This window comes from Microbacterium sp. M3, assembly GCF_033548675.1.
GTDB classification, from domain to species: Bacteria; Actinomycetota; Actinomycetes; order Actinomycetales; family Microbacteriaceae; genus Microbacterium; species Microbacterium arthrosphaerae.
Genome location: NZ_JAWTZT010000002.1, coordinates 481,725 through 503,895, shown reverse-complemented (window position 1 = coordinate 503,895; position 22,171 = coordinate 481,725). Strand labels below are relative to the sequence as shown.

Below are 22,171 nucleotides of genomic sequence, written 5' to 3'. Positions count from 1 at the left end.
GCGGAGCCAACGCCGGGCTGGCTCCGCTTCGATCACTTCTCGTTGCGGACGCCCTTGTGCTGGTTCGGGCTGCCGTTGAGGATGCGGCCGGTTGCGGTGTCGCGCTTGAACCAGGTCTTGCCGACCTGGAACTCGCTGCGACCCGTGACCGCTCCGACGCGGTGACCGCGTCCCGTGTTCTTCGCCATTTCCGGCTCCATTTCTGGGGCTGACGGTCAGCCCCTCACTAAGTAGTCGGAGCAGAAGGCGATTGAGTTAGCGGCAGTCCTCGCAGAGGCCGTCGACCAGAAGATGGCGCTGGAAAAGCTGGAAGCAGGTGCCCCGGCAGGCTTCCTCGGTCTTCGAGGCTCGATCGCAATGGCAGTTCTTGCAGACGGGGCAGAACCCCTTCCCGCAGGTCGGGCACGGGTAGCCGCGGAAGGTGCGGTCTTGCCCACAGCAGTAGATAGTCAGGAGCGGGCGGGTGTCGAAGTCGCGGGGTTGGATCATGTAGCCGGGGTCGACTTTCCAGATGTCGTGTCCGGCGAGGATGGCGATCACGCGGCGGTCATCGGAGATGGCGTCCGCGTAGAAGTCCTCCGTTCTCCCCCATGAGTCCCGCCAGGTGATCCGTCGAGTCAGCGTCGATCCGGGGAGAATCTCTCGCAGGGCGTGCGCGTCGTGCAGCATTTGCCCGCGCCACGGATAGACAGCGGGCCACCCGTCGTCCGGGTCCGGTTGGATGCTCGCGTGATGGACCTGCCCGTCGTAGCGGTCGATGAGGACGACTGCGCCGAGTCCTTGGATACGCCGCGCGATCGCGATCGCGCAGGCCTGGTAGCTGGCCTGGCTGTTCTCGTAGAGATCCTGCACATGGTGCGCGCGGACCAGGTCGGTTCCGACGACCTCGTTTGTGAGTACTTCGGGTAGCAGAAGCCGCTGCGCGATCTGGTCACATACTGTTTCCAGTAGGGCCGGCGGATCGGATTGGTCGGCAATCCAATCGAAGAGACCCTGGTCACGCTCGACAATCCAGTGGCCGAGTTCGTGGGCAAGGGTGAAGTTCTGTCGGCGACTGTTCGGCGTCGGCGCGTAAAGGATCACGCCGTCGTCGAGGAAAGACATCCCATCGCAGAAGCCGCCATCGTCCCGAGTGCTGGACAGTGAGTCGACCGGACGCACAGTCAGCCCGAGCTGATTCGTGAGTGCATCATGCGGGTCGAGCGCGAACTGCTCGCGCGTGGGCGCGTCAAGGATTGTGATCGCTTGATCTACCCACGGCCCCAGCTTCATGACTCTTGAACGTCCTCCACCGCGCTAACCATCGCCTCGAGCGAGTCGAGCAGCACCTCCGCGTCGGGAGCGCCTCCGCGGTGCACGGCGACCAGCATTCGCGACTCCAACGCGGAGGATGCAAGCGCCACGGTCGTACCCTGCAGACGCGCCCACCGCTCAGCGAGGTGCTGGAACGTCGTCGACGCCACAACCGCCGCGAGCCTCGCCCGCTCTGGGTCGACTCCCGACTGTCGCCGCAGTCGATCCGGGTCGACGCCGGTTTCTTCAGCGAGCGCGGTGATGAGCGCGGGGATATGCGGCAGACTCTTTCCGCTCTCCCACGCGAAGACATCTTTGCTCGAGACATCCCACCCTCTGGTGGTGAGCCTCGCGGCAAATGAGCTGACCGTGAAACCTGCGCGTTTCCGTGCGCTTGCGAAGGCTTTGCTGTCCAACTCAAGGTCGGGGTCGGGAACGAGGCCGAGCATCGCGGCGACCGGGTCATCCGCCAGCGGCGGCGGGGTCTGTGCGCTCGCCCAGGCCAGATCAGCTGCAGCGGCGAGGTCGCGAAGATTGGATCTTTCGCTGGTCGTGGCGTCCGCGGCTTCGAGCGCCGACCGGCCCTCGCGTGCGTCGAGGATGCGCGCGATATTGTCGTCTCTGTTTTCTGTACTCATCGTCATCCTCCTCCCTGCACCGCTGCGTTGATCTCCGACAACACCCTCGTCGCGATCTGACTGATCCGAGCGGGAGTCACGCCCAGTTCGGCCGCGACGTCACTGCGCGGGCGGTCCAACACTATGTACTGCGCGAATACGGTGTGCGCCTGCTGATCCAGCCGAGCGATGACAGGGCGCGCACGTGCCATCTTCTCAAGCCGTTCGAGGGCTTCATCCTCGTCCGACGGCGCCGCGCCGGGAAGGAACTCCGCGGAGAGTTCCACGCCGCGTACCATCGCGGCCGATCGGATCATATCCAAGGCCCGCCGTTTTGCCGTCGCGACCAGCAGCGCTTCCCAACTGCGAGGTATCTCGGTTGGCGGCTTCTTCATCAGCGAGACCATCGCTTCCTGCACGGCATCGGCGGCCAGATCGACATGGCCGCTTCCGCGCAGTACTTCGTAGGCGACTCCGTACATCGCAGCGCGATGCTTCTGATACAGAGCCGCCCAATCTACAGATGGATCCGACTTCACGGGGGCCTCCGCATCTTCACTCATGTCGCCATCTCCTGGCGAGCCTGAACCCGTCTCTTACAAAGTAGTCGGACGAGCCGCCGTCGGAGTTAGCCCGGCGCAGTCCCACTTCTTGCGTCTGACTGGTCAGAGTCGGTCGCCGGTGTGGATGACGATATGGCCGCGGCCGTGGCGTTGCTCAAAGAGCGTGTAGACGTCGACGGCCCGATCAGCATGCGCGGCGCGCAAGCCGGTCCTCCAGCGCATGCTCTCGACCGGCGTGAGGGAGATGGGGTCGAGCTTGCGAGCAGTCTGTCGCTGGCCACACGCGTCACCAGGACGCCGGCCGTCGAAGCGGCAGAGCGTCTATTCGCGGAGGCCACCCCCGTCACCGATGAAGGCATCCTCCACGGCCCTCCGGCGCGCAACGTCCTCGACGACGAAGGCGCGGAAGTCGGCGGCTCGGTCGTTAATCGCGCCCTCAACGATCGCGGGTGCAGGGTCCTCGCCTGGCCACGACGTCTGTCGGGTGGCGCGGTCGCGGTCGAGGCGCGAGCCGCATGCCGCTACCCAGTCGTGCAGGCGCTCTCGCACTTCGGCGAAGTCGCGGTGCCAGCCGAGGGGAGCGGAGCCGTGCTGCTGCTCGTCGTAGGCGCAGAGCCAGTGCAGGTGCAAGGCCGACAGCTCCCAGACGAGCTCGGGGTGGCGATGCCAGAGTGGCGGGATGACCGAGGGGCCGAGCCCGTATGTGCGGCGCAGCCAGTTCACCCACCGGTCCAGTTCGACCCACTCGAATGCCGCCTGGTCCGACGTGAGCAGGTTCCAGTTCACGGGGCGCGGCGCTGAGGAAAGACCTTCTGGCTCGGCATCCGGCCCGTCCGGCGGAGGCGTATCGAACCGGTAGCCGGGGAACTGGAGAGGCTCGTCGGCAGTCATCGGCCGGCCTCAGAGGGAGACAGGCCGGACGGCGGGCTTCGCCACCGACGGAGTTGAGGGCACGAGCGGGGGAACCATGCGGCGGCGCTGCAGTGTGTAGTTAGTCCGGGCGGAGTCGTGGCCGAGGCGTTTCGCCACGAACTCCTCCGTCTCGACAGTCTCCCCGTCGCGTTGGCGTGACGAGTTGTGTGTGTAGCCCTCGGCAATGAACGCGTCGCCCTTGTTGAACATGGCGTAGGCGCGCTCGGCGTTGCGGCGGAACATGACGAGGTCGTGGTAGGTGGTCTCCAGCTGGGTGAAGGTGCCGTCATCGTTGCGTTCGAAGTGTTCCTGCCCGATGCGCACCCACAATCGGGCCTCGCCCTTGGCGTTGAACGATAATTGTGGCTCCGAAGCGAGGAAGCCGGAGAGAGATTGCTGGGTCTGAATCGTCATCGGATGCTCCTACCGAGGCGGCCGCGGGTCGGCCATAGCAAGTAGGTGCGCCGGCTATCCCCGCCGCAGCTGTTCCTCAACCCGCGCGCGGTCGTCGCGGAGCCGCGCGCTGTCGGGGCGCGCGGTCCATTCCCGCAGCTGCGTGACGATCGGGGGCGCGGCACGAAGCATGAGGAGGGCCGTGCCGTACGGCAGCGTGCGGATCACGTCGGGGGGCATGATCGGGACGCGTCGCGTGGAGCGTTGATTGGAACGGAGCCCGCGTTCGCCAACGGTGATCGAGTCGGTGACTTCGTCGCGGTCGCCGATCAGCGTGGAAATGTCTTGGAGGTCGCGAGAGCCGGAGGCTCCGCCGAGCACGATCTCGGCGATGCTCGCGTCCCAGATAGCCGTGGCGGCGTTGTCGCCCCATCGCTCTCGAGCTTGAGCGAGCGACTGAAGCACCGGCATCGTGGTGATCCCGGTCCCTCCGCCCTCCGCCATCAGCACAGGCAATGACGGCAGGGGAGCGAGGTTGCCGATTTCGTCGAGTGCGAGCAGAACGGGCGGGTCGAGCCGTGCGCCGGGGGAGCGCGCCGCCACTCGGCGGGCTGTTTCGACGAGGTCCTCGACGATTGCGGCGACCAGGGACGAGGAGGCACCCGCGCCGGCGCCGGTGGCGAGGAGGTAGAGGGTGCCGTTGTGTCGGAGGAAGGCTTCCGGATCGAACTGTTCGTCCTCGCCGGGGCTCACGGCATCCAGGACGCGCGGGTCGGCCAGCGCGGCGAGGGCGAGAGACACTCCTTGCCAGATCGAGTCCCTTGTCCGAGGGTCGGCGTCGATCATCGCCTCGAGCGACTCCGCCCAGCCGGTGGCCGCAGCGGGGTTCGTCGTGAGAATCGCGACGGCGTCTTGGGCTGCGGCTGGGTCGAGCGTCCATCGGTAGAGCTCGGCCGGCGATCGGCCGTCGAGCGCCGCCGCATGCAGGAGCGCCTGGAGCGCGGTACGCGTCTTTCCTTCCCAGAAGCCGCCGTTCTCCACCCCGACACCGGATAAACCGGTGCCGGCCGCGAGTCCCGCCGCTCGGATCATCGCGGTGAGGGGGACCTCGCAGCCGCGGACAGGTGACCACCGTAGGCCGGCTGGGACGCCTGGGGCGAGATGCTGTGGGTCGAAGACGGCGACGGGTCCGCGTCGCATCCTTGATCGAATGGTGGTGGTGAGGTTGTCCGGTCGGGTAGAGGTCGTGACGACTGCTCCGGGTGCGTCGAGGATCGCGTTGATCACGATGTGCGCGCCTTTGCCGGATCGGGGCGGGCCGATGACGAGGATGGAGTCCTCGACGGAGGTCCAGACTTCTGATCCTCGCGCTGCTCCGACGAGGTACCCCACATCGGTGGGTCGAGGCTTCGCGACGGATGCCCGGAGATGAGCTGCCCGGGACAGCAGCGCGCGGTCCGAGGCTGCGCGGCGCACGTCAGCGGACGATGCGATGCCGGCGATGCGGTTGGGATCGGCTCGAGAGTGACGCGTGAGATTCCGGATGGCGCGCCACACCCACCACGCCGCGATCGAGACCAGCAACACGAGCAGCGCCACGACCGTCCAATACACGATCGGGTTGAGTCCGCCGGCTCCCAGGGATGCGCCGGGGTCGGCGGGCGAGCCGAACACTCCGAGTCCGGCGGCAAGGCCGCCAGTCGGTTGCTTCGCTCCGGTGACGAAGGCGGCTATGGTGCCGGCTACGCGAAGGACGGCGGCGATGGCGACGAACGCGCCGAGGGCGAGGAGGGCGAGGTTGGCGAGCCCGTCGCGACCCGAGGCATCGAGGCTCAGGTTGCCGGTCACGTGAGGTCTCCGATGACGCACGTTCCCGAGATGCGACCGAGGAGGACGACCTCACCGGCGCTGACCTGGCAGAGCCCTGGCTCCAGCAGAGCGCGCGCCGAGCCGTCCGCCGAGGCTTTGGTGTGTCGCACGATGACCGCGACGGCAACGTCTTCGCCGGGGATGAAGCCATCCTCGCCCAGAACCACGCGCGGTGGTTCGATATGCGGGCGTGCGTCGATGAGGGCATCGTCGCGCGGCGCCGGCTTGTCCGAACAGCCGCCACGAAACGGCGGCCCCGCGGTGGGGTCGAGTGTCGGTTGCAGCGGCCGCGTGACGATGTCGGTGAAGACGGCGCCGTCCGCTTCGTAGACGAGGACTCGTACGGGGGAGCCTCGCTCTTCCAGCACGGCATCGATGACTGTAGCGAACGAGGACCGCACCCAGGGCGGGCCGAATCGGGGCGGTTCGAACTCCCTTCCGTCGACGGCGACAGTCATGGTCCCGTCCGCCGCGATCGTCATCGCGATTACGGGAAGTACCGGGGGCATGTGGGTCGCGTCGGCGGTTGGTCGCACCGCTTGGGTTGTGCTCATTTCACGCCCTCCGTCATCCGGCTGGTTGTGTCGAACGCTGCGAGCTCTGCAGGATGCAGCTGGTGCTGCACGACGAAGCTGCGGTCCTTGATCCGCCAGAGGCCCTGCCCGGTGCCGAGCCCCGGGAGCAGGCTCTGCTCCGTGCCGGTGAGACCGAGCGCGGTCGCGGTGGCTCCGAGTTGGTCGGCTTCCTGTCGGTAGATGATCCGGGTTTCGGCGTTCGCGAGGAGCGATGAGGCGATGGCTCGCATGGCGGACCCCTGGTCTCCGACGTTGTCGAGGTCGGAGAGCTTGTGGAACACCAGCAGGTTGGCGATTCCGTAGTGGCGCGCGAGCCGCCATTGGGCGTCCATCCGTCGCAGCAGGGCCGGGTGGGACATGAGGCGCCAGGCTTCGTCGTAGATGACCCATCGTTGCCCGCCGTGCGGGTCGAGAAGGGCCGACTCCATCCATGCAGACGAGCAGGTCATGAGGACGGAGACGAGCGTCGCGTTCTCGGCGACCCGGGAGAGGTCGAGCGAGATCATGGGAAGGGTCGGATCGAAGGTGACGGTGCTGGGCCCGTCGAACAATCCGGCGAGGTCTCCGGCGACGAGCCGGCGGAGCGCGTGCCCGACGACCCTGCCGTCTTCGACGAGTCGATGGTCCGCTCTGTGTGCGTCGTCGGGGGAGAGGATTCTTTCGACGACCATCGGCAGGATCGGTGTTTCGCAGGAGCGGACAGTGTCCGCAAGGGCGAGGTCGATCGCGGTGTGCTCGAGCGGGCTCAATGGTCGTTCGAGCACTGTTTCGGTGAGGGCCCCGATGAGGTCGCGGCGGCGCGAGGCGACCTGGCCGGCCCAGCTCTCATCGGTGAGGCCGGACGGGCGGTGACCCTCATCGAGCGGGTTGAGACGGTTCGACATGCCGTGGCCGAGCACGATCGCCTGCCCGCCGACAGCTTCGGCGACCGCAGTGTGCTCTCCCTTGGGATCGCCGGGAACGTAGACCCGGCGGCCGAAGGGAATCGACCTCGTGTAGAGGCTCTTGACGAGCGAGGACTTGCCCGAGCCCACGATCCCCGCGAGAACGATGTTCGGGGCGGTGATCATCCCGCGCGAGTACAGCACCCAGGGGTCGTAGACGAACGACGCGCCCGAGTACAGGTCTTGTCCGACGAAGACTCCTTGAGAGCCGAGGCCGCCCTCGGCGAGGAAGGGGTATGCGCCGGCGAGAGTCGCGCTGGTGTCCTGGTGCCGCGGGATGCGGAGCCGGCCGGGGGTGCGTAGCGCCGCAGCGCGAGACTCTCCGGATGCGGGAAGGAACGTGGTCGCTCGCTGATCGGCACGCAGTGCGTCCACCTCTGCACGTCGCGCTGCCGCGACGGCCGCTCGCGAGTCAGCCGTGAGCTGCTGGGATGCTGTTCGCCGGGCGCGACGGTCCTTCCTGCGTTCTCCAGCGGGGTCCACGAGCACAGCACTGTGAACCCTTTGATCCTCGCGCGCGCTCACAGGCATACCCCGTCACGCCGGTGGTTCGTCGATGCCGAACGTGGAGACAAGAACGGGTTGGTGCGTTGGAAGGAGTCCTCCGCATCGATCCGGGGGGCGAGCGCTTCCGGGAGGGGTGACAAGTCGGCAGGCGTCGCGGGATGCCAGGCAATTCGTCCGGAGTGCGCTGAGGCCCTGTCTACAGCCAGCCCGGCTCGTGCAACCAGGGTAGACGCGCGGCGCAGCGCGCTCGCAGCCGCATGTGCTTCCTCGATGGCTGCCCACGGGTCGCCGTCGTTGGTACGGGCCACAGCGTTCGCGCTGGTGTGGGCTGACGCGAGCTGGTCGAGAATCTGCTCGAGCGATCTCAGGCCGCCCAGCACGTCTCCGACGACGGTGTAGGTCGCTGCCGGCTGGTCGAACGAGCGTGTTGCGTGCGCGAGGGCGCGGAGCGCCTGGCGCGCTTCCTCGCCATCGACGACGGGATCGTGGAATGTGGGCATGTCGCTTCCCTTTGCAACGGAGTCTCTGAGGAGGTGCGAGTGGGGTCCCCGGGTGGGTGACGTTCGTGGTGAGTCGCGCAAGGTCAGATAGTTCGGCAGAGCGGCAGGGCGGCGGCGGTGAATGACTGTGCCTGTTGCCCGACGAGTCGGCGCGTCTCGCACGCGGCCTGCACTGCGGCCTGCTCGATTGCGGCCACTGCGGCGTCGAGCTCGTGCGTCGACGGGGCCGACACCGCGACGAGCCCGGTGTACCGCAGCACGCCGTGCCCGGCCGTGAGATCGGATTCCTGCTGGATTACGTCGTTGTACTCGGCGGTGCGCGCCGCATCTTCGATCTGACCGATCTTCGCCCGCTGGGCGGCGTCGGAGAGGAGCCCCACCTTCTTCCGGCGGATGTCGCGCGCGGCGACGTCGGCGCGAACGGGGGTGCAGATGAGCGTGAAGGTGCGCTGGATACCCGACGTCAGCAGGAGGGGCGAGAGGAAGCCGGGGAATACCTGCGATCGCGGCCACTCCGAGATCCACAGGACCGCGTGGTGGGCGGAGTCGGTCCGCAGCCGGTCCCAGGACTCGGTGACAGCGACCGGCCCGGCAGTGGCAAGCGACCTGCCAATGTCGCCATGTCGTTCGAGGGCCGGTGCAGCAGCGGGGTCGTAGGCGGACCGGAGTGCGACGGCCACCTCACCGGGAGTGAGCCACTCGGTCGGCGTGAGGTCTGCGGCACGCAGCGCCGTGGTGAAGGTGGTCATCTCCTGACGGAGGACGCTGGCCGCCCCTTTCATTCCGCCACCGGCGACGCGGACCTGGCGGGCCGCTGCGCGTAAGTCCAGGGCCAAGGAAATCGTGGTCGCGTGTCGCTCTCCGGCGGGGCCAGCTCGCTCGATGAGCTCCGTGTAGGTCACCGCCGGCCAGGTGTCGTCGTCGATCCCGTGCCGCGCCCACCATTCGGCAAGCCCGCTGCCGGAACTGGGGACGGTGCGTTCGGAGATCTGCACGCGGGCGATCCGGCCCGACCGACACGCGGTGGCGAGCACGCGGCCCCAGCCCGCGACTCGGCGCTCCTGCTCACCGCTGTCGAGCAGGACGAACGCGGGGTGCGTGATGTTGACGACAGCGGTGAGAGTCTGGGCGTGAGGATCCTGGATCATCGCGGCGCCCGTCTCGGGATCCACCCATTCCCGCAGCGCGGCGGCGTCGCCGGGGAGTGCGAGGGTCCCGGCGGGGCGTGGTCTGACGACGTCCGCACGGAACCAGAGCTGGCCTCCAATGCTTCTCCACATCCAACGGACAGCGATCGGAACCCATTCGATGATCTTTCGCCCGCCGATAGGAACGAACGAGAGCACCAGGCTTGTCGCCCAGATTGGTGACGTCAGGCCGAACAGGATGCCGCCGCCCATATAGACCGCGGTCGTGAACGCCAGGAGCCCGATGGCGAGCGTCACGAGCTGAGCGAGCGAGAGCCCGAGCAGTACTCCGCGCTTGGGGAGCCGGGAGAACTGGACCGGGCGCAGCTGATTCGCGCGATGCGTGTTCGTGGTCGTCATGCGGGTGTCCTTTCACGCGGGTTGGGAATCGGATGCGGGGGAGTGGCCGCCGCCTTCGGCTGCAGCGCGGGTTGCACGCCAACCGTCGCGCCCGCGGGCGTCGGAAGCTCGGTGGGAACAGCACCTTCGGCGTGCCCAGCGGCCGCTTGCCCCGCGGCATTGCCGACCTGGGGACCCGCGGTCGCCGCCTTGCTGACCACCCGGCCGCCGATGACGACGGCGGCAGCGGGGCCCGCGGCCGCGGCGGCGCCGGCGCCCCCTGCACTTGCCGCTCCGGTGCCGCCTGCCCCTGCCGCTCCGGCGCCGGACGCTCCGGCACCAGCCGCGCCGGCCGCACCGGCTGTGCCCGGGCTTGCAGTCGCTCCGCCTGCGCCCGCCGCGGTGCTCGTTGCGGGGGCGCCTGAGCCTTTCGCGGCGCCGGCGCCGTCGAGGATCGACTTCGCAGCCCGCCCGGTGGCGGGGGTTACCGGCACCGGCACGGGCCGGTTCATCGCGCCCTTCGCTTCCTGCTCGGTCGACATCGCGTGGTACATGTCGACGCCGACGAACGAGATGAACTTGTACGTCATGTACGGCGCGAACGCTGCCACGAGCATGAGCACGACACCGGCGATCGGGTCGCTGATCGATGCCAAATCCAGGTCGATCGGAGCGGCGGTCTGATTGACGGCGACGAGGAAGAGGACGACGAGCACGAGCTTCGAGAACACGAGCGCTACGACGAACGCCACCCACTTCCCGAACCAACCTCGCGCTGCATCCCAGGAGAATCCCGCCAGGGCGATCGGGGCGAACACGATCGCGACGAGCAGCAGGGCCTTTCGGATGAGGAGCGAGAACCAGACGATCGCGGTCGCGGCGATCGCGAGGCCGGCGAGGAAGATTGTCATGATCGCCCCGACGCCGGGGCTGGTGATGTTGATCGCCACGAGGCCTGTGGCCATGAGGGCGATCCTGTCGCCCATCCCCTCCATGGTGTTGCCCGTGGCCTGCACAATGCCGATCGCCAGTCGGTCCGTGATCTCCAGAAGGGTCGCTGTGAGCGTGATCGCGACGAACGATCCGAGGACGGACTTGCCCAGCCCGATTGCGGCGCGCGAGAGCGCGGTTGGATCGCGGTGCGCCAGTCCGGTGATCAGTTGCAGACAGAAGAATACGAGCATGACGAAGAGGGCGACGCCGAAGAGCAGGTTGTACACCTGGACGTACTGTCCGCCGGTGACGTCCACGAGCGTGGTCGTGTCGAAGACCGCCCAGACCGCTCGAAAGAACCAGGCCGCGGCGGCGGCCAGTGTGTGCGCGAGCCAGTCGAACGGCGCGGCGACGAGGGATGCGACACCTGTGCCGACCGTCTGACACACGTCGGCGATGGCCGGGATGTCACATACGCCCCCCACTCGCGTTGCCTCTCGATCGCCTCGTCCGCTCACACGGACTGGCCGACGCCCCAGAAGAAGTTCACGAGCGTGACCGAGGCGCCGCAGATGACGGCCGCCCCGCACGCAACGAGGACGCCCAGCTTCCCGCGTGATGCGAGGTGGGGGTTCGAGGAGTTCGCGCCGTATCCCCACGCGACGGCGGCAACGATGAGTGCGAGCACGGCGAGGATGAGTCCGACAGTCATCACGGCGCCCACGATGACGCGGAGCTGCTCGATGCCGGGAAGTCCCGACCCATTGGGGACGATGTCAATCACGGTCTTGCTCCTTGTCTGGGCAGAAACGAACCTGCGTACAAGGTGCGTGCGGGATCCCCGCGACCTGCGAAGCATCCGCATTCACGGGTCGAGTACCCGACGTGCGCGGCTACAGCTGCTGACCGACCCCGATGAGGAAGTTCATCCACGCGACTCCCGCGCCCGCGAGCATTGCGACACCGACCGCGACGAACAGGCCGGCGCGCGACCTGATAGCCGACTGGTAGTTGCCGCTCGATGACGCGATCGCCCAGGTCACCGCGCACACCAGGATCGCGAGCACCGCGAAGATCAGCACGTACATGAGAAGCGCGCCGACGAGCGCGCGAAGGTCGCTGGCGCCTCCGACCGCTCCGAAGTCCGGGAAGATGTCCATCCGTTCACCGCGAAGGGCCCGCGAGGCAGGCCGACTGGCCGGAGGTCGCGGCGGTCACTCCCTCGGCGCCGTGCTCGGCGAGCCACACCTCAGCATTGACCGACGGCTCGAACGCACCACCGGGTCGGATCTCGAAATGCAGGTGCGCTCCCTGGGACTTTCCGGATGCGCCGACGTCGCCGATGTGCTGGCCGGCGGTGACCCGCTCGCCGGCGGACACGTGGACTCCGGAGTCCCACATGTGGGCGTATGCGGACGCGACTCTGCTGCCGTCGACCGTGTGCTCGATGACGATCAGCTGACCGTACTGCCCGTATGGTCCTGCCCAGCTGACGACACCGTCCGCGATCGCCAGGATGGGCGTGCCGTCGGCGGCGGCGTAGTCGGTGCCTGCGTGGAACGCCCGTCGTCCGGTCATCGTGTCATCGCGCCAGCCATATCCGCTGGATCGGACCCATGTGCCGCTCGGCAGGGGGAACACGACGCGCGCTGTCTCGGCGACCGTGTCCAGCGGTGCCGCGTTCTGATTTCCGAGGGATGGCGTCTTGGTGAGTGCCGCGATGATGGCTTCCGCGACGGGCTGATAGTCCTGGTAGCGGTCGGGGAACGCGGATCGCTCGACGGACTGCGCGGCGGAACCGGGATCCGCGGTCTGCCACCCCGGGATGTCTAGGAGTCCTGCCGGCGACGGATAGTTCGGGCCCCCGGGACCACCGAAGAACGCGCGTACCTGGTACGTCGGATCCATGAGGTCGGCAACAGTGCCCCATCCCGAGCTCGGCCGCATCTGGAAGAGGCCGAGGGAGTCGTGGTCGCTCCCAACGCCGTCGTTCGGCATGTCGAGGGATGCCGGATGCGCCGCGTTCGCCAGCATCCTCAACGTCGACTCCGTCAGCGCCGCCATCAGCCCGATGAGCACACCCTGCCGCCCCACGCCGTCAACTCCGCTTCCGACTGTGATAACGGCCGCCGCATGGGTGAGTTGCGCACGCCTGAGGGTCACGGACACGCCGTCCCGCCGTGACGCGGTGAGCGTGTCCGGCACACCGGACACAACGAGCTGGCCCGACGTCTGACATGCAGCGAGGGCCGCAGGAGAGAGGACGATGGGTACGGCGAGGATCCCCGCAAAGGGGACGACGAGGAAGGCCAGCAGGAGGCCGATCACAAGTTTCTTCATGTCGCGGCGTCATCGAAGGGGGTTGTCGACCTCGGAGAGTCGAAGCAGGTGGCATTCGTCGAAGCTGGGCTCGCAGGCGATGAACAGGGTGAACGCGATCGGCCGGGATGTCTCCTGCGCCTGTGTCCCGATGATGCCGGCGCGATGACGAGTACCCGAGACCGTGTAGGCGACGGTGCCGGGGAGAAGGTCGTCTTCGGCTGCTTGAATGAGCGCGTCGTTCCAGGATGCCGGGACGAACGCTTCGTCGATCGTCAGCCACTGTCGCGTGCCATAGGTGCGCAGTTTCGACCATGCATCCGCTGTCGGAAAGTAGGTGCGGACATCGGATGCGAGGGCGGCGGACTCGACACCGGACGGATCGCCGGCGTCGACGATGACCTGTGCGTATTCGGTCAGTTCGAACTCGGTGGTGTCCCAGGTGATCAGCGCATAAGCCGCATCACGCGCGAAGGCCTCGGCATGGACTGTGGAACGGATTGCGGGGAGTGCGGCGACTGGGGCCGTCGGGTCCGGGGCGACAGGCGCGACTGTCTGTGGTGTCGGATCTAGCGACGGCGCCGCTGTGCCGGGGGACGGCGCGAGGACGAGGCCATAGAGCCCGACGCCAGCGAGCGCGGCCAGCACGCCGGCGCTGACCGCGATGAGGAGGACGAGGCGTCGGCGACCTGGAGGAACCATGCGTGCCATTACGCGATCTCCGATCCCAACTGAGTACGTGCGCTTCGCAACTGCGCGAAGAACTCCACCGTGGATGCGAGCGTCTCCTCGAACTGCGCGAGCTGCTCATCAGAGAGTTCGGTGGCGACAGCGGCGACGTCGAAGTGGGTCCACCACTGGTCGAGGTCTTCCCAGACCCGGACGAAGGCGCGGGCGGGGAACACGTGCCTGGACGCTTTCCGGGATTTGGATGCACTCTTGTTGCGCTTGGCCTCCTTCACCCTCGCCAGGGCAGCGTTCGCGAGCTGCTCGAGTTCATCCGGTGGTTCGAAGTCGTCAGGTGTCTCGAAGTCCTCGAACTCACGAGGGACCGCCGGATCGAGGAGTCCACGGATTCGCGCGTGTGATGCCGTGACGCTCCCACCCTCATCGATGAGTCGCAGCTCGTCGCCCGCCCGTTCTCGGACGTCCGGGTCCGTGCCGGGAGCGTCGACCAGCCGCTGCAACTCGGCAATGCGCTCAAGGGTCGTGTACGACGCCTTTCCGGTAACAATCTGTGCGGCCTGTGCACGGCTCTTCCCCGGCTTGAATTGCGGTGGTGCCACCGTGGCACCACCGTGGTTTCTGGCCGGAGCGTCCGGGCGACTGAACTGTGTTGCGGACTGGCGTCGCTGGGCGTCTTCCGCGATGTGCGTCTTCAGCTCCGTGTAAAGGGTTGCCGCTTCGGTGGGCGTGAGCGGCTTGTGGAGCGCGTTCTCGGCCTGCTCGGCGAGCAGCTCGGCCAGGGGATCCGAGATACCCGACGTCACCCAGACTTTGATCGTCTTCTCGCCGAGCATCTTCAGGGCTTGGAGGCGTCGCGCCCCAACCACCAGGACGCCCTCGGGCGTCACGGTGACCGGCTGGAGCAGCCCATCGCGGGCAATTGACGCCGCCAGCTCGTCGAGGTCGCCGTATTCGTGTCGGTGTCGCTTGCCGACGATGATCGACGCGACGGAGCGTTCGAGTTCGATGTGGCCGATTCTCGTGCTCACGCTCACCGCCTCGCTCTCTCGGCCGGCACGGCGAGACTAACCGCGAGGACGAGATCGTCATCCGCCAGGAGGGACAGAAGTGGTTCGCCGATCAGCAGTCGAAGCAGGATGCCGCGGCCCGCTGTCGTGCGAGCGACCTCGGGCTCCGGGTTGCCCAGCACGGCGCGAAGGAGCCCGTTCCACGACGCGGAGGACAGGTCGAGGAGAGTCCTCCCGTGGACGTCACGTCGCAAAGACTCCCACGCGGTCGCCCGAGAGGGCACCTCGCTCAAGCGAGCGCAGATGTACTCCATTGCGGTGCGCGCGGGCGTTCTGGGCCAACCGAGGAGCGTCAGGAACGCGATCGCGTTGTCTACGGCCTCGAGGATCCCAGTGCCGTTGCATGCATCATCCGCTTCGTCGCCGTCTCCGACCGACTCCACCCTGAGCGACGGGTGATAGTCGCTCAGCGGGTTCTCACGGTCGCTGAACCGCTCGGGGTCGTGGAGCGAGGAGAACTCGGGCCGGCGCGCCTGGTAGACCGAGCACAGAAGCCCGTTCGCCCTCTCTTCCGCGATCATCGTGACTTGGACGGCTCGAGTCACGACCGCCCAGGGGTCATCGGCGTTCCGCACCGAGGACGAGCGCATGGCATCGAACGCTGCGGCTGCGGCATCCCACGGGTCCAGACCATGCTTGCGGGCCAGCTTCGCGTAGCGCTTCACGACGTGCGCCATGAGCGCCGCGGCTTCCCTGTCGTGGCGCCACGCCCCGTGTTCCTGCGCGGCAAGGCGTTCCAGCAAGGTGCGAAGGCCCTCCGAACTCTCGAACTCCTCGCGTGCGGACTGAGGGTCGTCGCAGTCCTGCGCTCGGGGCGAGAATGCGTCGACAGCTGACCATGAATTCTGGTTGGCCATGGCAACCTCGCTACCGGCCGATCCCGGATCGGCGGACCGCGCCGTGGGCGTGGCGACCGCTTCCGAACGCGGTGACAGGTGGGAGATGAACGGCCCGATCCCGGATCGCGCGGCGCGTGGCAGCAACACTCTGGGTGGGGAGTGTGCGGGCGCGGCGTGCGATCGACGCCTCGAGATCGATGCCTTGCCCCGCGACACGACCCGTCACCGCCGGCAAGAGTTCGGTCGGTCGCATCCACACGATCTCGCTCCGTACCTGCTCGGACCCCGACAGGCTGAGTGGTGGCCTCTCGAGCGAGGGGTCGCCGTGCCGCGCGAACTCGGACACGTCGTCGCCGGGCGACCGGTCGACGTGGTCCCAGGCGCCCGCCGACGCGCGCGACGGGTGGCGCATCTGCGCGGGCTGGTCGTGGTCGAAGTCGTTCATGGCGTAACCCCCTTCTGAAGGTCAGGTGTGCTGAGTGTCCCCGCGAACCATCGGCCGACTGTCGACGGATGGACTCCCGTGGCACTCGCGATCTCTTTGTTGGACATGCCCCGCTGTCTCATCAGCGCCGCAACGTCCCTACGGGCACCCTTCTCCGGAACGTCCCCTGCTTGGCGGAGCTGCACGACTTCTGTGGATGGAGCGCGAACGGCAGAGGCTGTGGAGGAACGATCAGGCTGGAACCTCTGTGTGAGGACCACGGTCAGGTGGGTGATCGCGAGCAGGACCAGCGGGGGAACGGCGGCGACGGACGCCGCGAGCACCGGCCCAACGTCGGCATCGGCGGCGACGACAGCGTGGATGGCATTTGCGGCGACCGATGCGGCAGCGCCGGCGACGAGAAGCATCCATGGGTACCACGCGTCCCGGTGGCCCGCGAGCGCGACGACCGAGACCGTGCCGACGACGATGATCCCGTCGACGATCAGAGGCCACGCCCACGCTTGATTTGCTGCGATGCCGGAGCGATGTGCAAGATCGGCGAGGGCGGTGAAGGACAGCCAGAACGCACCGATAGCGATGACGACCGTACCCGCGACAGCCGTCCATACAGCGGTTCGCCCCGACCGCACGGTTGTCGATTTGGGGATCACGAGATCACCTGGCCCTTCAGCGGCCCGCCCAGCGTGTGGTCCCAAAAGGGAGACGTCGACCCCACCACCGTCCTGTAAGCCGATCGAATCGTGGTCAGGATCTCGGGCCGGTGAAGGCCGGCACGTTCTGCGGCGGGACCTAGCACATTCCGGGCGTTGTCGTCTGACACGCCGTTCTCAGCAAGGCGGCACGCCGCCCAGTAGAGGGCGCGGTTGCGTTCGCCTTCGATTCGCGTGGCGAGCCAGGCAGCGATTCGGTCCGCATCGACGTCACGGTGCGCGTTGGTGAGCACGGCTGGCGACGATGCGGGCCTGGGGGTGAGGAATCGTCGAAGCGCGGCGGCATCGACGGGCACTGCGTTGCCTCGTCCCGCACCGAACAGCTCGTAGCCTGACCTGTTGCCTTCGAACATCACCCGCGACGGCGGAACGATGACGTAGCCGCCCTCGCCGCGGAAGTCGATGCCGGACCGGGCTGCTTGCCACGAAGGCTGAGGGCGGTGGAGATCCGCGGGGTAGTAGGCATGCATGCCGCCGGATGCTGTCTTCACTAGAGCCTCCCAGCGGTCGACGAGCCCTTCGCGGCGGGCGAGCTCGAAGGCAGCGAAGCCGCGCACCCGACCGTGCATGTCAATGTCGACGACCTCGAGTCCCGAAGTCGCGCCGGTCGGCATCCCGATGTTCGCCTCGGGCCATCGCGCCCACCACCGACGGACCTGATCGACATCGGTGGTTGCGTCGAGGAATCCGTGCTGCGTGAGCGGGCGCTTCTCTGCGGGCTTGCAGGGAAAGATCGGGACACCAGCCTCAGCGAACCGATCCGCGCCCTCCCGCGGCGGAAGCCCTACCAGGGACGCAAACAGGTCGGTCCTGTCCATCAGAGCACCCGCCCTGCCGTCGTGGGGCGGGCGCCGTGCCGCCTGTCGGACGCGGCGAGACGGCTGTCGTCCGGCCCAGCTGTATGGGTGTTCGTCGCCATTCTCGACAACCCCGGGGGATCACCGGATCCCATCTGGGGCGTATCCAAACGCGCAAGGATCGCGACTGCAGCACCACGAACTCGCTCGGCTGTGGACTGAACGACCTCTACCGGCGTCTTGCTGTCGACGGACGTCGCCCACGTTGACACGTAGGGGACGGTGTAGTCGCTTGTGTCGAGTCCGTGCGCAGCGCCGATCATCAACGCGACAAACTCGGCCTCAACCTCGCCGATTCCGCGATGAAGGGACGCATCGGGGTGGTCGGGGCCGTGCAGTTCGACGTGGGCGAGCTCGTGAGCGAGGGTCTTCGCGCGCGCGGCCGGATCGATGTCGCTACGTACAGCCACGCTTCGCGTGAGGTAGTCGGTCATGCCGTTCGCTCCTCCGAGATCCCGGTCCCTGTCAACAAGGCGCAACGAGTACCCCTTTGCGAGCAGGAGCGCAGCGAGGCCGTCCCACATCCCCGCCGGCGCCTCACCCTCGAGAAGCTGCGGCCGTGGTACCTCGGGGATCGGGGCACCGCTGGTCTGGGACGCATCCCAGACGTATGCCGGCCGCACGCCGATCAAACGCGACCGCACCGATTCGCCGCGCTGCGGAGCCTCGCGGGGCGCGAGTCGGCGCCACGACTGCGAGATCTGCGGAGTGGGGGAGGCGTATCGGCCGATGACGGGGGCGAGGATCATGTAACCGGCTTGGCCGCGGTCGACGGATCGCCCCAGTGTCAGCCACTGCCGGAACCCTGCGACGTAGGTCGGAGCCGGCGCGGGAACCCTGCCCTGCTCGAATGCGTTCGCGTGCTGCACCCAGATGAGCAGGGTGTTGTTGAACGACCGAGAGCGAAACCGAGCCGCGAACGTGAGCGCGCGCTTCCAGTCGTCGCCCGTCACGAGCGCGGAGACCGCGTCGGCGAGTTGGGCGTGCAGCTGTTCGAGCTTCACCTCTGTTGCAGCGGCATTGACCCGTTGGTAAGCCATGGCGGCGGACCTCCCTTGCAGCCGTCCGTGGCGGCTTCATAGAAGAGGTGCGAGCTGACTCACCGTTCGCGGTGGTCGCTATGTCGGCGGCAGGCGGGGGAGTGCGCGTGAGAGGTATGCGTACATAGGTGCACCCTACGCCTGATGTGTTGAAATAGATATCAAATGATCGACTCTTCGCGGAGCGATAACCTGTCGTCGTGGGTAGACGTTCCCAGGGCGAGGCCGGCGCGTGGTCGATGGACCTGGTGCGCGCGATTTCGACTCTTCGTGACGCGGCGGGCATGACGAACCAGGAACTGATCGATCGCTCCGAGATGTCGGCGAGCTACTTCTATGGTCGACTGCGCGGTGCCGCGCCCTTCGACGCGAACGACATCGAGAAGCTCGCGCAGGCACTCGGGACGCATCCACACGAGATCTCTCGCGTCGCAGCATCCCTCGGCGACGCTCGCGAGATCGAGCCCATCCTCGACACAGACGCCAGGGAGCTGGGACGCCGACTGACCGCGGTGTCGCGCGCGCCCCGGCTGGACGGATCCGCATTCGACATCGACGGTCTCGTCAGTGAACTTGCCGAGCGCGGTGTGGCGTTGGATCGGGACGAATGGGCGAGCCTGCTCGCGGGAGATGCGAGCACACCTATTCGTGTGAGGGTGCTGGAGGGCGTCGGCGCCTATGCCGGGGTCCCCACGGCATACCTGCTCGACCTGGCCGACGCAGCCGCGGTTGAGGCAGCAGAGGCGAACTTCGAATTCCGCGAGGCACTGAAGGCGTCAGGCGCGGATTCGGTGTCAGCACGAGCCGTCGGCGAGATCTCGCCCGCCGCCCTGCGCGCGATTGCGCAGACCTTGAGGTCCATCTCTGCGCATTAGCGCATTGACCTGACGTTCACTGCGCATCGGCGTACAGTGAGGAGCATTCGGGCGATCGCTGTGCGAGGTCGTGATCGGAGGTAGGGCGTCATGAGCTACCGCGCATCTCGAGATCATCTAGAGCTGCGCGCCCGCGCAGAGGCGCAACTCGAGCGCCTCGATCTCCCAGCCGACGTGGAGCTGCAAGACATCGTCAGGCACGTTGCAGCGGCCACAGGCAAACGGATCGACATCGAGCCAGTCGGGGATCGGGACTGGGAGAACATCACCGGCCTAGTCCTGCTAACGGCTGACTCGGCCAAGATCCTCGTGCGAAAGTCAGACCCCCGCTGGTACCAGTTCCATACCGTGCTGCATGAGTTGTCGCACGTCCTGTTCGAACACGCCGGGTGCGCGACCTTGCCCCTCAAGCATCCCGGATCGCGTCATGTGCGCGCGGGTCAGACCGTGCTCGCGAGGGGTATCGTCACCCCGGACTTCGAACTCGAGCTGGACTTCGCGGACACCGAGCTTGTTAGCGAAGCCGAAGCCGAGAAGTTGTCGCAACTCCTTTCTCGACTGCTCCTTCGGCCTCGCCACGGTGCTGACGAGGCGGTGTTCGGCTGATGGTGCTCAGTATCGAAGCCGTTGCGTTCCTCGCACTGCTGGTTCTCACGCTGATCCGGTTGCCGTCAGCGATCCGCCAGCCGTCGAGCCGACCGACGTGGATCGCCACCATCACGGGGCTCGCAGCGGTGTTCATGGTGGGAGTCGTCATTCCGCTGCCGATCGTCGACGGCTGGCTCGGCGGAGCAAACGTCGCAAACCTCGTCCAGAACATCCTCGCGACCACTGCATTCTGGTTCGTCATGCAGGCCGCCCTCACGCTCGACGGCAGCAGGTTCGATCCGCGCAGTCTCTGGGAGCTGCCCGCGATGTTCCTCTCCTTCACGATTCCATTTCTGTTGATCGCCGATCGTGGATCGACGACGGACGACTTCATCAAGGAGTCAGCGGATCAGATCGGCTTGTGGGCGTACGCATCGCTCTATATGGGATGCGTGGTTCTGATCATGGCCCGGATGCTTCGCGGAATTCACGGGCGCAAGCCGCGGCCGTACATTCTCATCCGCATCGGGGCATGGTCGATCCTCGTGGCGAGCCTCATCGAGATCGCATATCTCACGCTTCGCGTCGCGGGTGTGGGGCGGACACCGCCCGTCGAAGCAGTCGGGGCACTGTTCACGATTCCGTTCTACGGCGGAGTCGTGCTGGTGTGCGCGGGGATCGTCGTGTTCGCCGTCGCCCGAGCCGGCCGGCGATCGATGAACGCGACTTTGGGACGGCTGCTGGCGAAGGCGAGCCTCGATCGAGGGATGATCGTGAAGCCGATTCCTGACGAGGATCCTGTGCACGAGACGTACCGACTTGCCGTTCGACTGACCGACATCGCCAACAGCCAGGAGTTGACCAAGCGTGAGCGAATTCTTCTCCGTGCCACGACCGAGATGCTCGATCGACAGATGCGGGCGCCGGCCGTGGTGCGGATGTCGAGTGGGGCGGGGGCGGTGAGCGCACCTTGAAGGTAGTCGGCGTGCTTGCCGCGGTGGTTAGCGTCCTTCTAGCAGCGACTGCAGGCATGGTCTGGATGCTGGCGCGTCGCATTGTCGGGGTGGTTCCGCGACGCAAGACAGTCACAGTCCGTCTGGTCGGCGACGATCTCGAGCTGCCGCGGAGCGATCTTACGGTTGTCGAAGGGAGCTATGGCCTCTGGTTTGGGGATCGCTTTCAACAGCACGCGCTCATCGGGCCCGTGGTGTGGTCGGACAATGACCGTGTCATCCGTCGCGTGCTCAACACGACCGCGCCCATGGGCACCGAACCCTTCGAGGCGCAATGGACCGGTCACCTCATGAGCGGGCCTGGGGAAATCGATCCGAACTGGGAGGACGTTGCGGTGCCGCTTAACGACGGTCGATCGGCTCCGGCCTGGCTCTTCCGAGGCACTTCGACAGCTGTACCTTGGGTGATCCACGTTCAGGGCATTCGCACCTCACGACTCGTCACTTTGCGCTCCGTAGAGGTGGCGCAGAGCGCCGGCTTCACCTCGTTGGCAATCACGTATCGAGGTGCGGGGGACGGGCCACCCGCATCCGCATCCACACTGGGGCTGGACGAGTCGAGCGACCTCGGGGACGCGGTCAGGTATGCGCGCTCCCACGGAGCCACCGCCGTTTATGTCGTTGCGTGGTCAATGGGGGCGGGTCTCGCGCTCGAACTCCTTCGTCACGATCCCACGGCGTTCGATCGACTTGCACTGATAGCGCCGGCCACGAACTGGCGAGAGATAGTCAAGCAAGGCGTCAAGCGCGCACGGCTGCCGGGGTTCTTCGCTCCCGTCGTGATGTGGGCGCTCGGCTCGCGCGTCGTGAGTCGACTGATCGGGATGCCGGCGGTGGTCGACTTCGATCGGCTCGACTGGGCTCGCGATCTTGTGATTGGTGTGCCGACGATCGTGGTCCACTCCAGCGGGGACGAAGAGATCCCGTTCGAACTCACGCGCATCTTCGTGCTCGCGCACCCGCACGTCGCGCTCATGGAGACGGCAGTTGCTCCCCACGGCTGGGAGGCGAACGTCGATCCCAACCTGTTCAGGTCTGCACTTGCGTCGTGGCTCGAAGATTCAGTCTCAACGGTTCCCCGGCAATCGTGAAGGAT

The 22,171-nt window shown here is 67.0% G+C and carries 26 protein-coding genes; 4 read left to right on the top strand and 22 right to left on the bottom strand.

The features are described 5' to 3' along the window. Positions 1 to 32 precede the first annotated feature (32 nt). The 22 genes from R8Z57_RS07715 to R8Z57_RS07610 form a co-directional block, all read right to left on the bottom strand. A complete protein-coding gene (locus R8Z57_RS07715; RefSeq protein ID WP_318353181.1) occupies positions 33 to 188 on the bottom strand; it encodes a hypothetical protein in 156 nt (51 codons plus the stop codon). Between the two features lie 67 nt (positions 189 to 255). Continuing rightward, complete coding sequence (locus R8Z57_RS07710; protein ID WP_318353180.1) at positions 256 to 1,272, bottom strand: ImmA/IrrE family metallo-endopeptidase; 1,017 nt, start codon at positions 1,270 to 1,272, stop codon at positions 256 to 258. Beyond that, positions 1,269 to 1,931, bottom strand: a complete 663-nt coding sequence (locus R8Z57_RS07705; protein ID WP_318353179.1) for a hypothetical protein — start codon at positions 1,929 to 1,931, stop codon at positions 1,269 to 1,271. The genes R8Z57_RS07710 and R8Z57_RS07705 overlap by 4 nt, the downstream gene beginning before the upstream one ends. 2 nt (positions 1,932 to 1,933) lie before the next feature. Further along, positions 1,934 to 2,473 (bottom strand): sigma-70 family RNA polymerase sigma factor, encoded by a 540-nt coding sequence (locus R8Z57_RS07700; protein WP_318353178.1) that lies wholly within the window; start codon positions 2,471 to 2,473, stop codon positions 1,934 to 1,936. Positions 2,474 to 2,794: 321 nt separating this feature from the next. Then, entirely contained in the window at positions 2,795 to 3,364 is a 570-nt protein-coding gene (locus R8Z57_RS07695; protein ID WP_318353177.1) for a hypothetical protein, read from the bottom strand. 9 nt (positions 3,365 to 3,373) lie between these two features. Beyond that, positions 3,374 to 3,799: a single-stranded DNA-binding protein gene (locus R8Z57_RS07690; protein WP_318353176.1), complete on the bottom strand. Its 426-nt coding sequence runs from the start codon at positions 3,797 to 3,799 to the stop codon at positions 3,374 to 3,376. Positions 3,800 to 3,853: 54 nt separating this feature from the next. Beyond that, positions 3,854 to 5,626 (bottom strand): type IV secretory system conjugative DNA transfer family protein, encoded by a 1,773-nt coding sequence (locus R8Z57_RS07685; protein ID WP_378722830.1) that lies wholly within the window; start codon positions 5,624 to 5,626, stop codon positions 3,854 to 3,856. Then, entirely contained in the window at positions 5,623 to 6,129 is a 507-nt protein-coding gene (locus R8Z57_RS07680) for a hypothetical protein (protein WP_318353175.1), read from the bottom strand. Before R8Z57_RS07680 ends, R8Z57_RS07685 begins: the two co-directional genes overlap by 4 nt. 68 nt (positions 6,130 to 6,197) lie before the next feature. Then, entirely contained in the window at positions 6,198 to 7,697 is a 1,500-nt protein-coding gene (locus R8Z57_RS07675) for an ATP-binding protein (RefSeq protein ID WP_318353174.1), read from the bottom strand. Beyond that, positions 7,688 to 8,173, bottom strand: coding sequence for a hypothetical protein (locus tag R8Z57_RS07670; RefSeq protein WP_318353173.1), 486 nt, complete (start codon positions 8,171 to 8,173; stop codon positions 7,688 to 7,690). Before R8Z57_RS07670 ends, R8Z57_RS07675 begins: the two co-directional genes overlap by 10 nt. An 83-nt stretch (positions 8,174 to 8,256) precedes the next feature. Further along, on the bottom strand, positions 8,257 to 9,720 hold the full coding sequence (locus tag R8Z57_RS07665; protein WP_318353172.1) for an SCO6880 family protein: 1,464 nt from the start codon (positions 9,718 to 9,720) through the stop codon (positions 8,257 to 8,259). Beyond that, complete coding sequence (locus tag R8Z57_RS07660; protein ID WP_318353171.1) at positions 9,717 to 11,117, bottom strand: conjugal transfer protein TrbL; 1,401 nt, start codon at positions 11,115 to 11,117, stop codon at positions 9,717 to 9,719. The genes R8Z57_RS07665 and R8Z57_RS07660 overlap by 4 nt, the downstream gene beginning before the upstream one ends. A 29-nt stretch (positions 11,118 to 11,146) precedes the next feature. Beyond that, a complete protein-coding gene (locus R8Z57_RS07655) occupies positions 11,147 to 11,416 on the bottom strand; it encodes a DUF6112 family protein (RefSeq protein ID WP_318353170.1) in 270 nt (89 codons plus the stop codon). A gap of 109 nt (positions 11,417 to 11,525) precedes the next feature. Beyond that, the gene (locus R8Z57_RS07650) at positions 11,526 to 11,792 is read right to left on the bottom strand and encodes a DUF6112 family protein (RefSeq protein ID WP_318353169.1); all 267 of its coding nucleotides are present in this window, start codon (positions 11,790 to 11,792) and stop codon (positions 11,526 to 11,528) included. Between the two features lie 4 nt (positions 11,793 to 11,796). Then, the gene (locus tag R8Z57_RS07645) at positions 11,797 to 12,726 is read right to left on the bottom strand and encodes a M23 family metallopeptidase (protein ID WP_318353168.1); all 930 of its coding nucleotides are present in this window, start codon (positions 12,724 to 12,726) and stop codon (positions 11,797 to 11,799) included. Positions 12,727 to 12,981: 255 nt separating this feature from the next. Further along, positions 12,982 to 13,662 carry a hypothetical protein gene (locus tag R8Z57_RS07640; protein WP_318353167.1) on the bottom strand — a complete coding sequence of 227 codons (681 nt, stop codon included), beginning with the start codon at positions 13,660 to 13,662 and terminating at the stop codon, positions 12,982 to 12,984. Continuing rightward, positions 13,662 to 14,666 (bottom strand): ParB N-terminal domain-containing protein, encoded by a 1,005-nt coding sequence (locus tag R8Z57_RS07635; protein ID WP_318353166.1) that lies wholly within the window; start codon positions 14,664 to 14,666, stop codon positions 13,662 to 13,664. Before R8Z57_RS07635 ends, R8Z57_RS07640 begins: the two co-directional genes overlap by 1 nt. Positions 14,667 to 14,668: 2 nt before the next feature. Next, positions 14,669 to 15,562, bottom strand: a complete 894-nt coding sequence (locus R8Z57_RS07630) for a hypothetical protein (RefSeq protein ID WP_318353165.1) — start codon at positions 15,560 to 15,562, stop codon at positions 14,669 to 14,671. 10 nt (positions 15,563 to 15,572) lie between these two features. Next, positions 15,573 to 15,989, bottom strand: a complete 417-nt coding sequence (locus R8Z57_RS07625) for a hypothetical protein (RefSeq protein WP_318353164.1) — start codon at positions 15,987 to 15,989, stop codon at positions 15,573 to 15,575. Next, on the bottom strand, positions 15,986 to 16,642 hold the full coding sequence (locus R8Z57_RS07620) for a DUF2637 domain-containing protein (RefSeq protein ID WP_318353163.1): 657 nt from the start codon (positions 16,640 to 16,642) through the stop codon (positions 15,986 to 15,988). Before R8Z57_RS07620 ends, R8Z57_RS07625 begins: the two co-directional genes overlap by 4 nt. Then, positions 16,639 to 17,520, bottom strand: coding sequence for a bifunctional DNA primase/polymerase (locus R8Z57_RS07615; protein ID WP_318353162.1), 882 nt, complete (start codon positions 17,518 to 17,520; stop codon positions 16,639 to 16,641). Before R8Z57_RS07615 ends, R8Z57_RS07620 begins: the two co-directional genes overlap by 4 nt. Next, positions 17,520 to 18,599, bottom strand: coding sequence for an ArdC-like ssDNA-binding domain-containing protein (locus tag R8Z57_RS07610; protein WP_318353161.1), 1,080 nt, complete (start codon positions 18,597 to 18,599; stop codon positions 17,520 to 17,522). Before R8Z57_RS07610 ends, R8Z57_RS07615 begins: the two co-directional genes overlap by 1 nt. A gap of 200 nt (positions 18,600 to 18,799) precedes the next feature. Between R8Z57_RS07610 and R8Z57_RS07605 the strand changes: the two genes are divergently transcribed. The 4 genes from R8Z57_RS07605 (at position 18,800) to R8Z57_RS07590 (ending at position 22,166) form a co-directional block, all read left to right on the top strand. Next, entirely contained in the window at positions 18,800 to 19,474 is a 675-nt protein-coding gene (locus tag R8Z57_RS07605; RefSeq protein WP_318353160.1) for a helix-turn-helix transcriptional regulator, read from the top strand. 90 nt (positions 19,475 to 19,564) lie between these two features. After that, positions 19,565 to 20,080 (top strand): hypothetical protein, encoded by a 516-nt coding sequence (locus tag R8Z57_RS07600; RefSeq protein WP_318353159.1) that lies wholly within the window; start codon positions 19,565 to 19,567, stop codon positions 20,078 to 20,080. Beyond that, positions 20,080 to 21,036, top strand: a complete 957-nt coding sequence (locus tag R8Z57_RS07595; protein WP_318353158.1) for a hypothetical protein — start codon at positions 20,080 to 20,082, stop codon at positions 21,034 to 21,036. The genes R8Z57_RS07600 and R8Z57_RS07595 overlap by 1 nt, the downstream gene beginning before the upstream one ends. Before the next feature lie 56 nt (positions 21,037 to 21,092). Continuing rightward, the gene (locus R8Z57_RS07590) at positions 21,093 to 22,166 is read left to right on the top strand and encodes an alpha/beta hydrolase family protein (protein WP_318353157.1); all 1,074 of its coding nucleotides are present in this window, start codon (positions 21,093 to 21,095) and stop codon (positions 22,164 to 22,166) included. Positions 22,167 to 22,171: the final 5 nt, after the last annotated feature.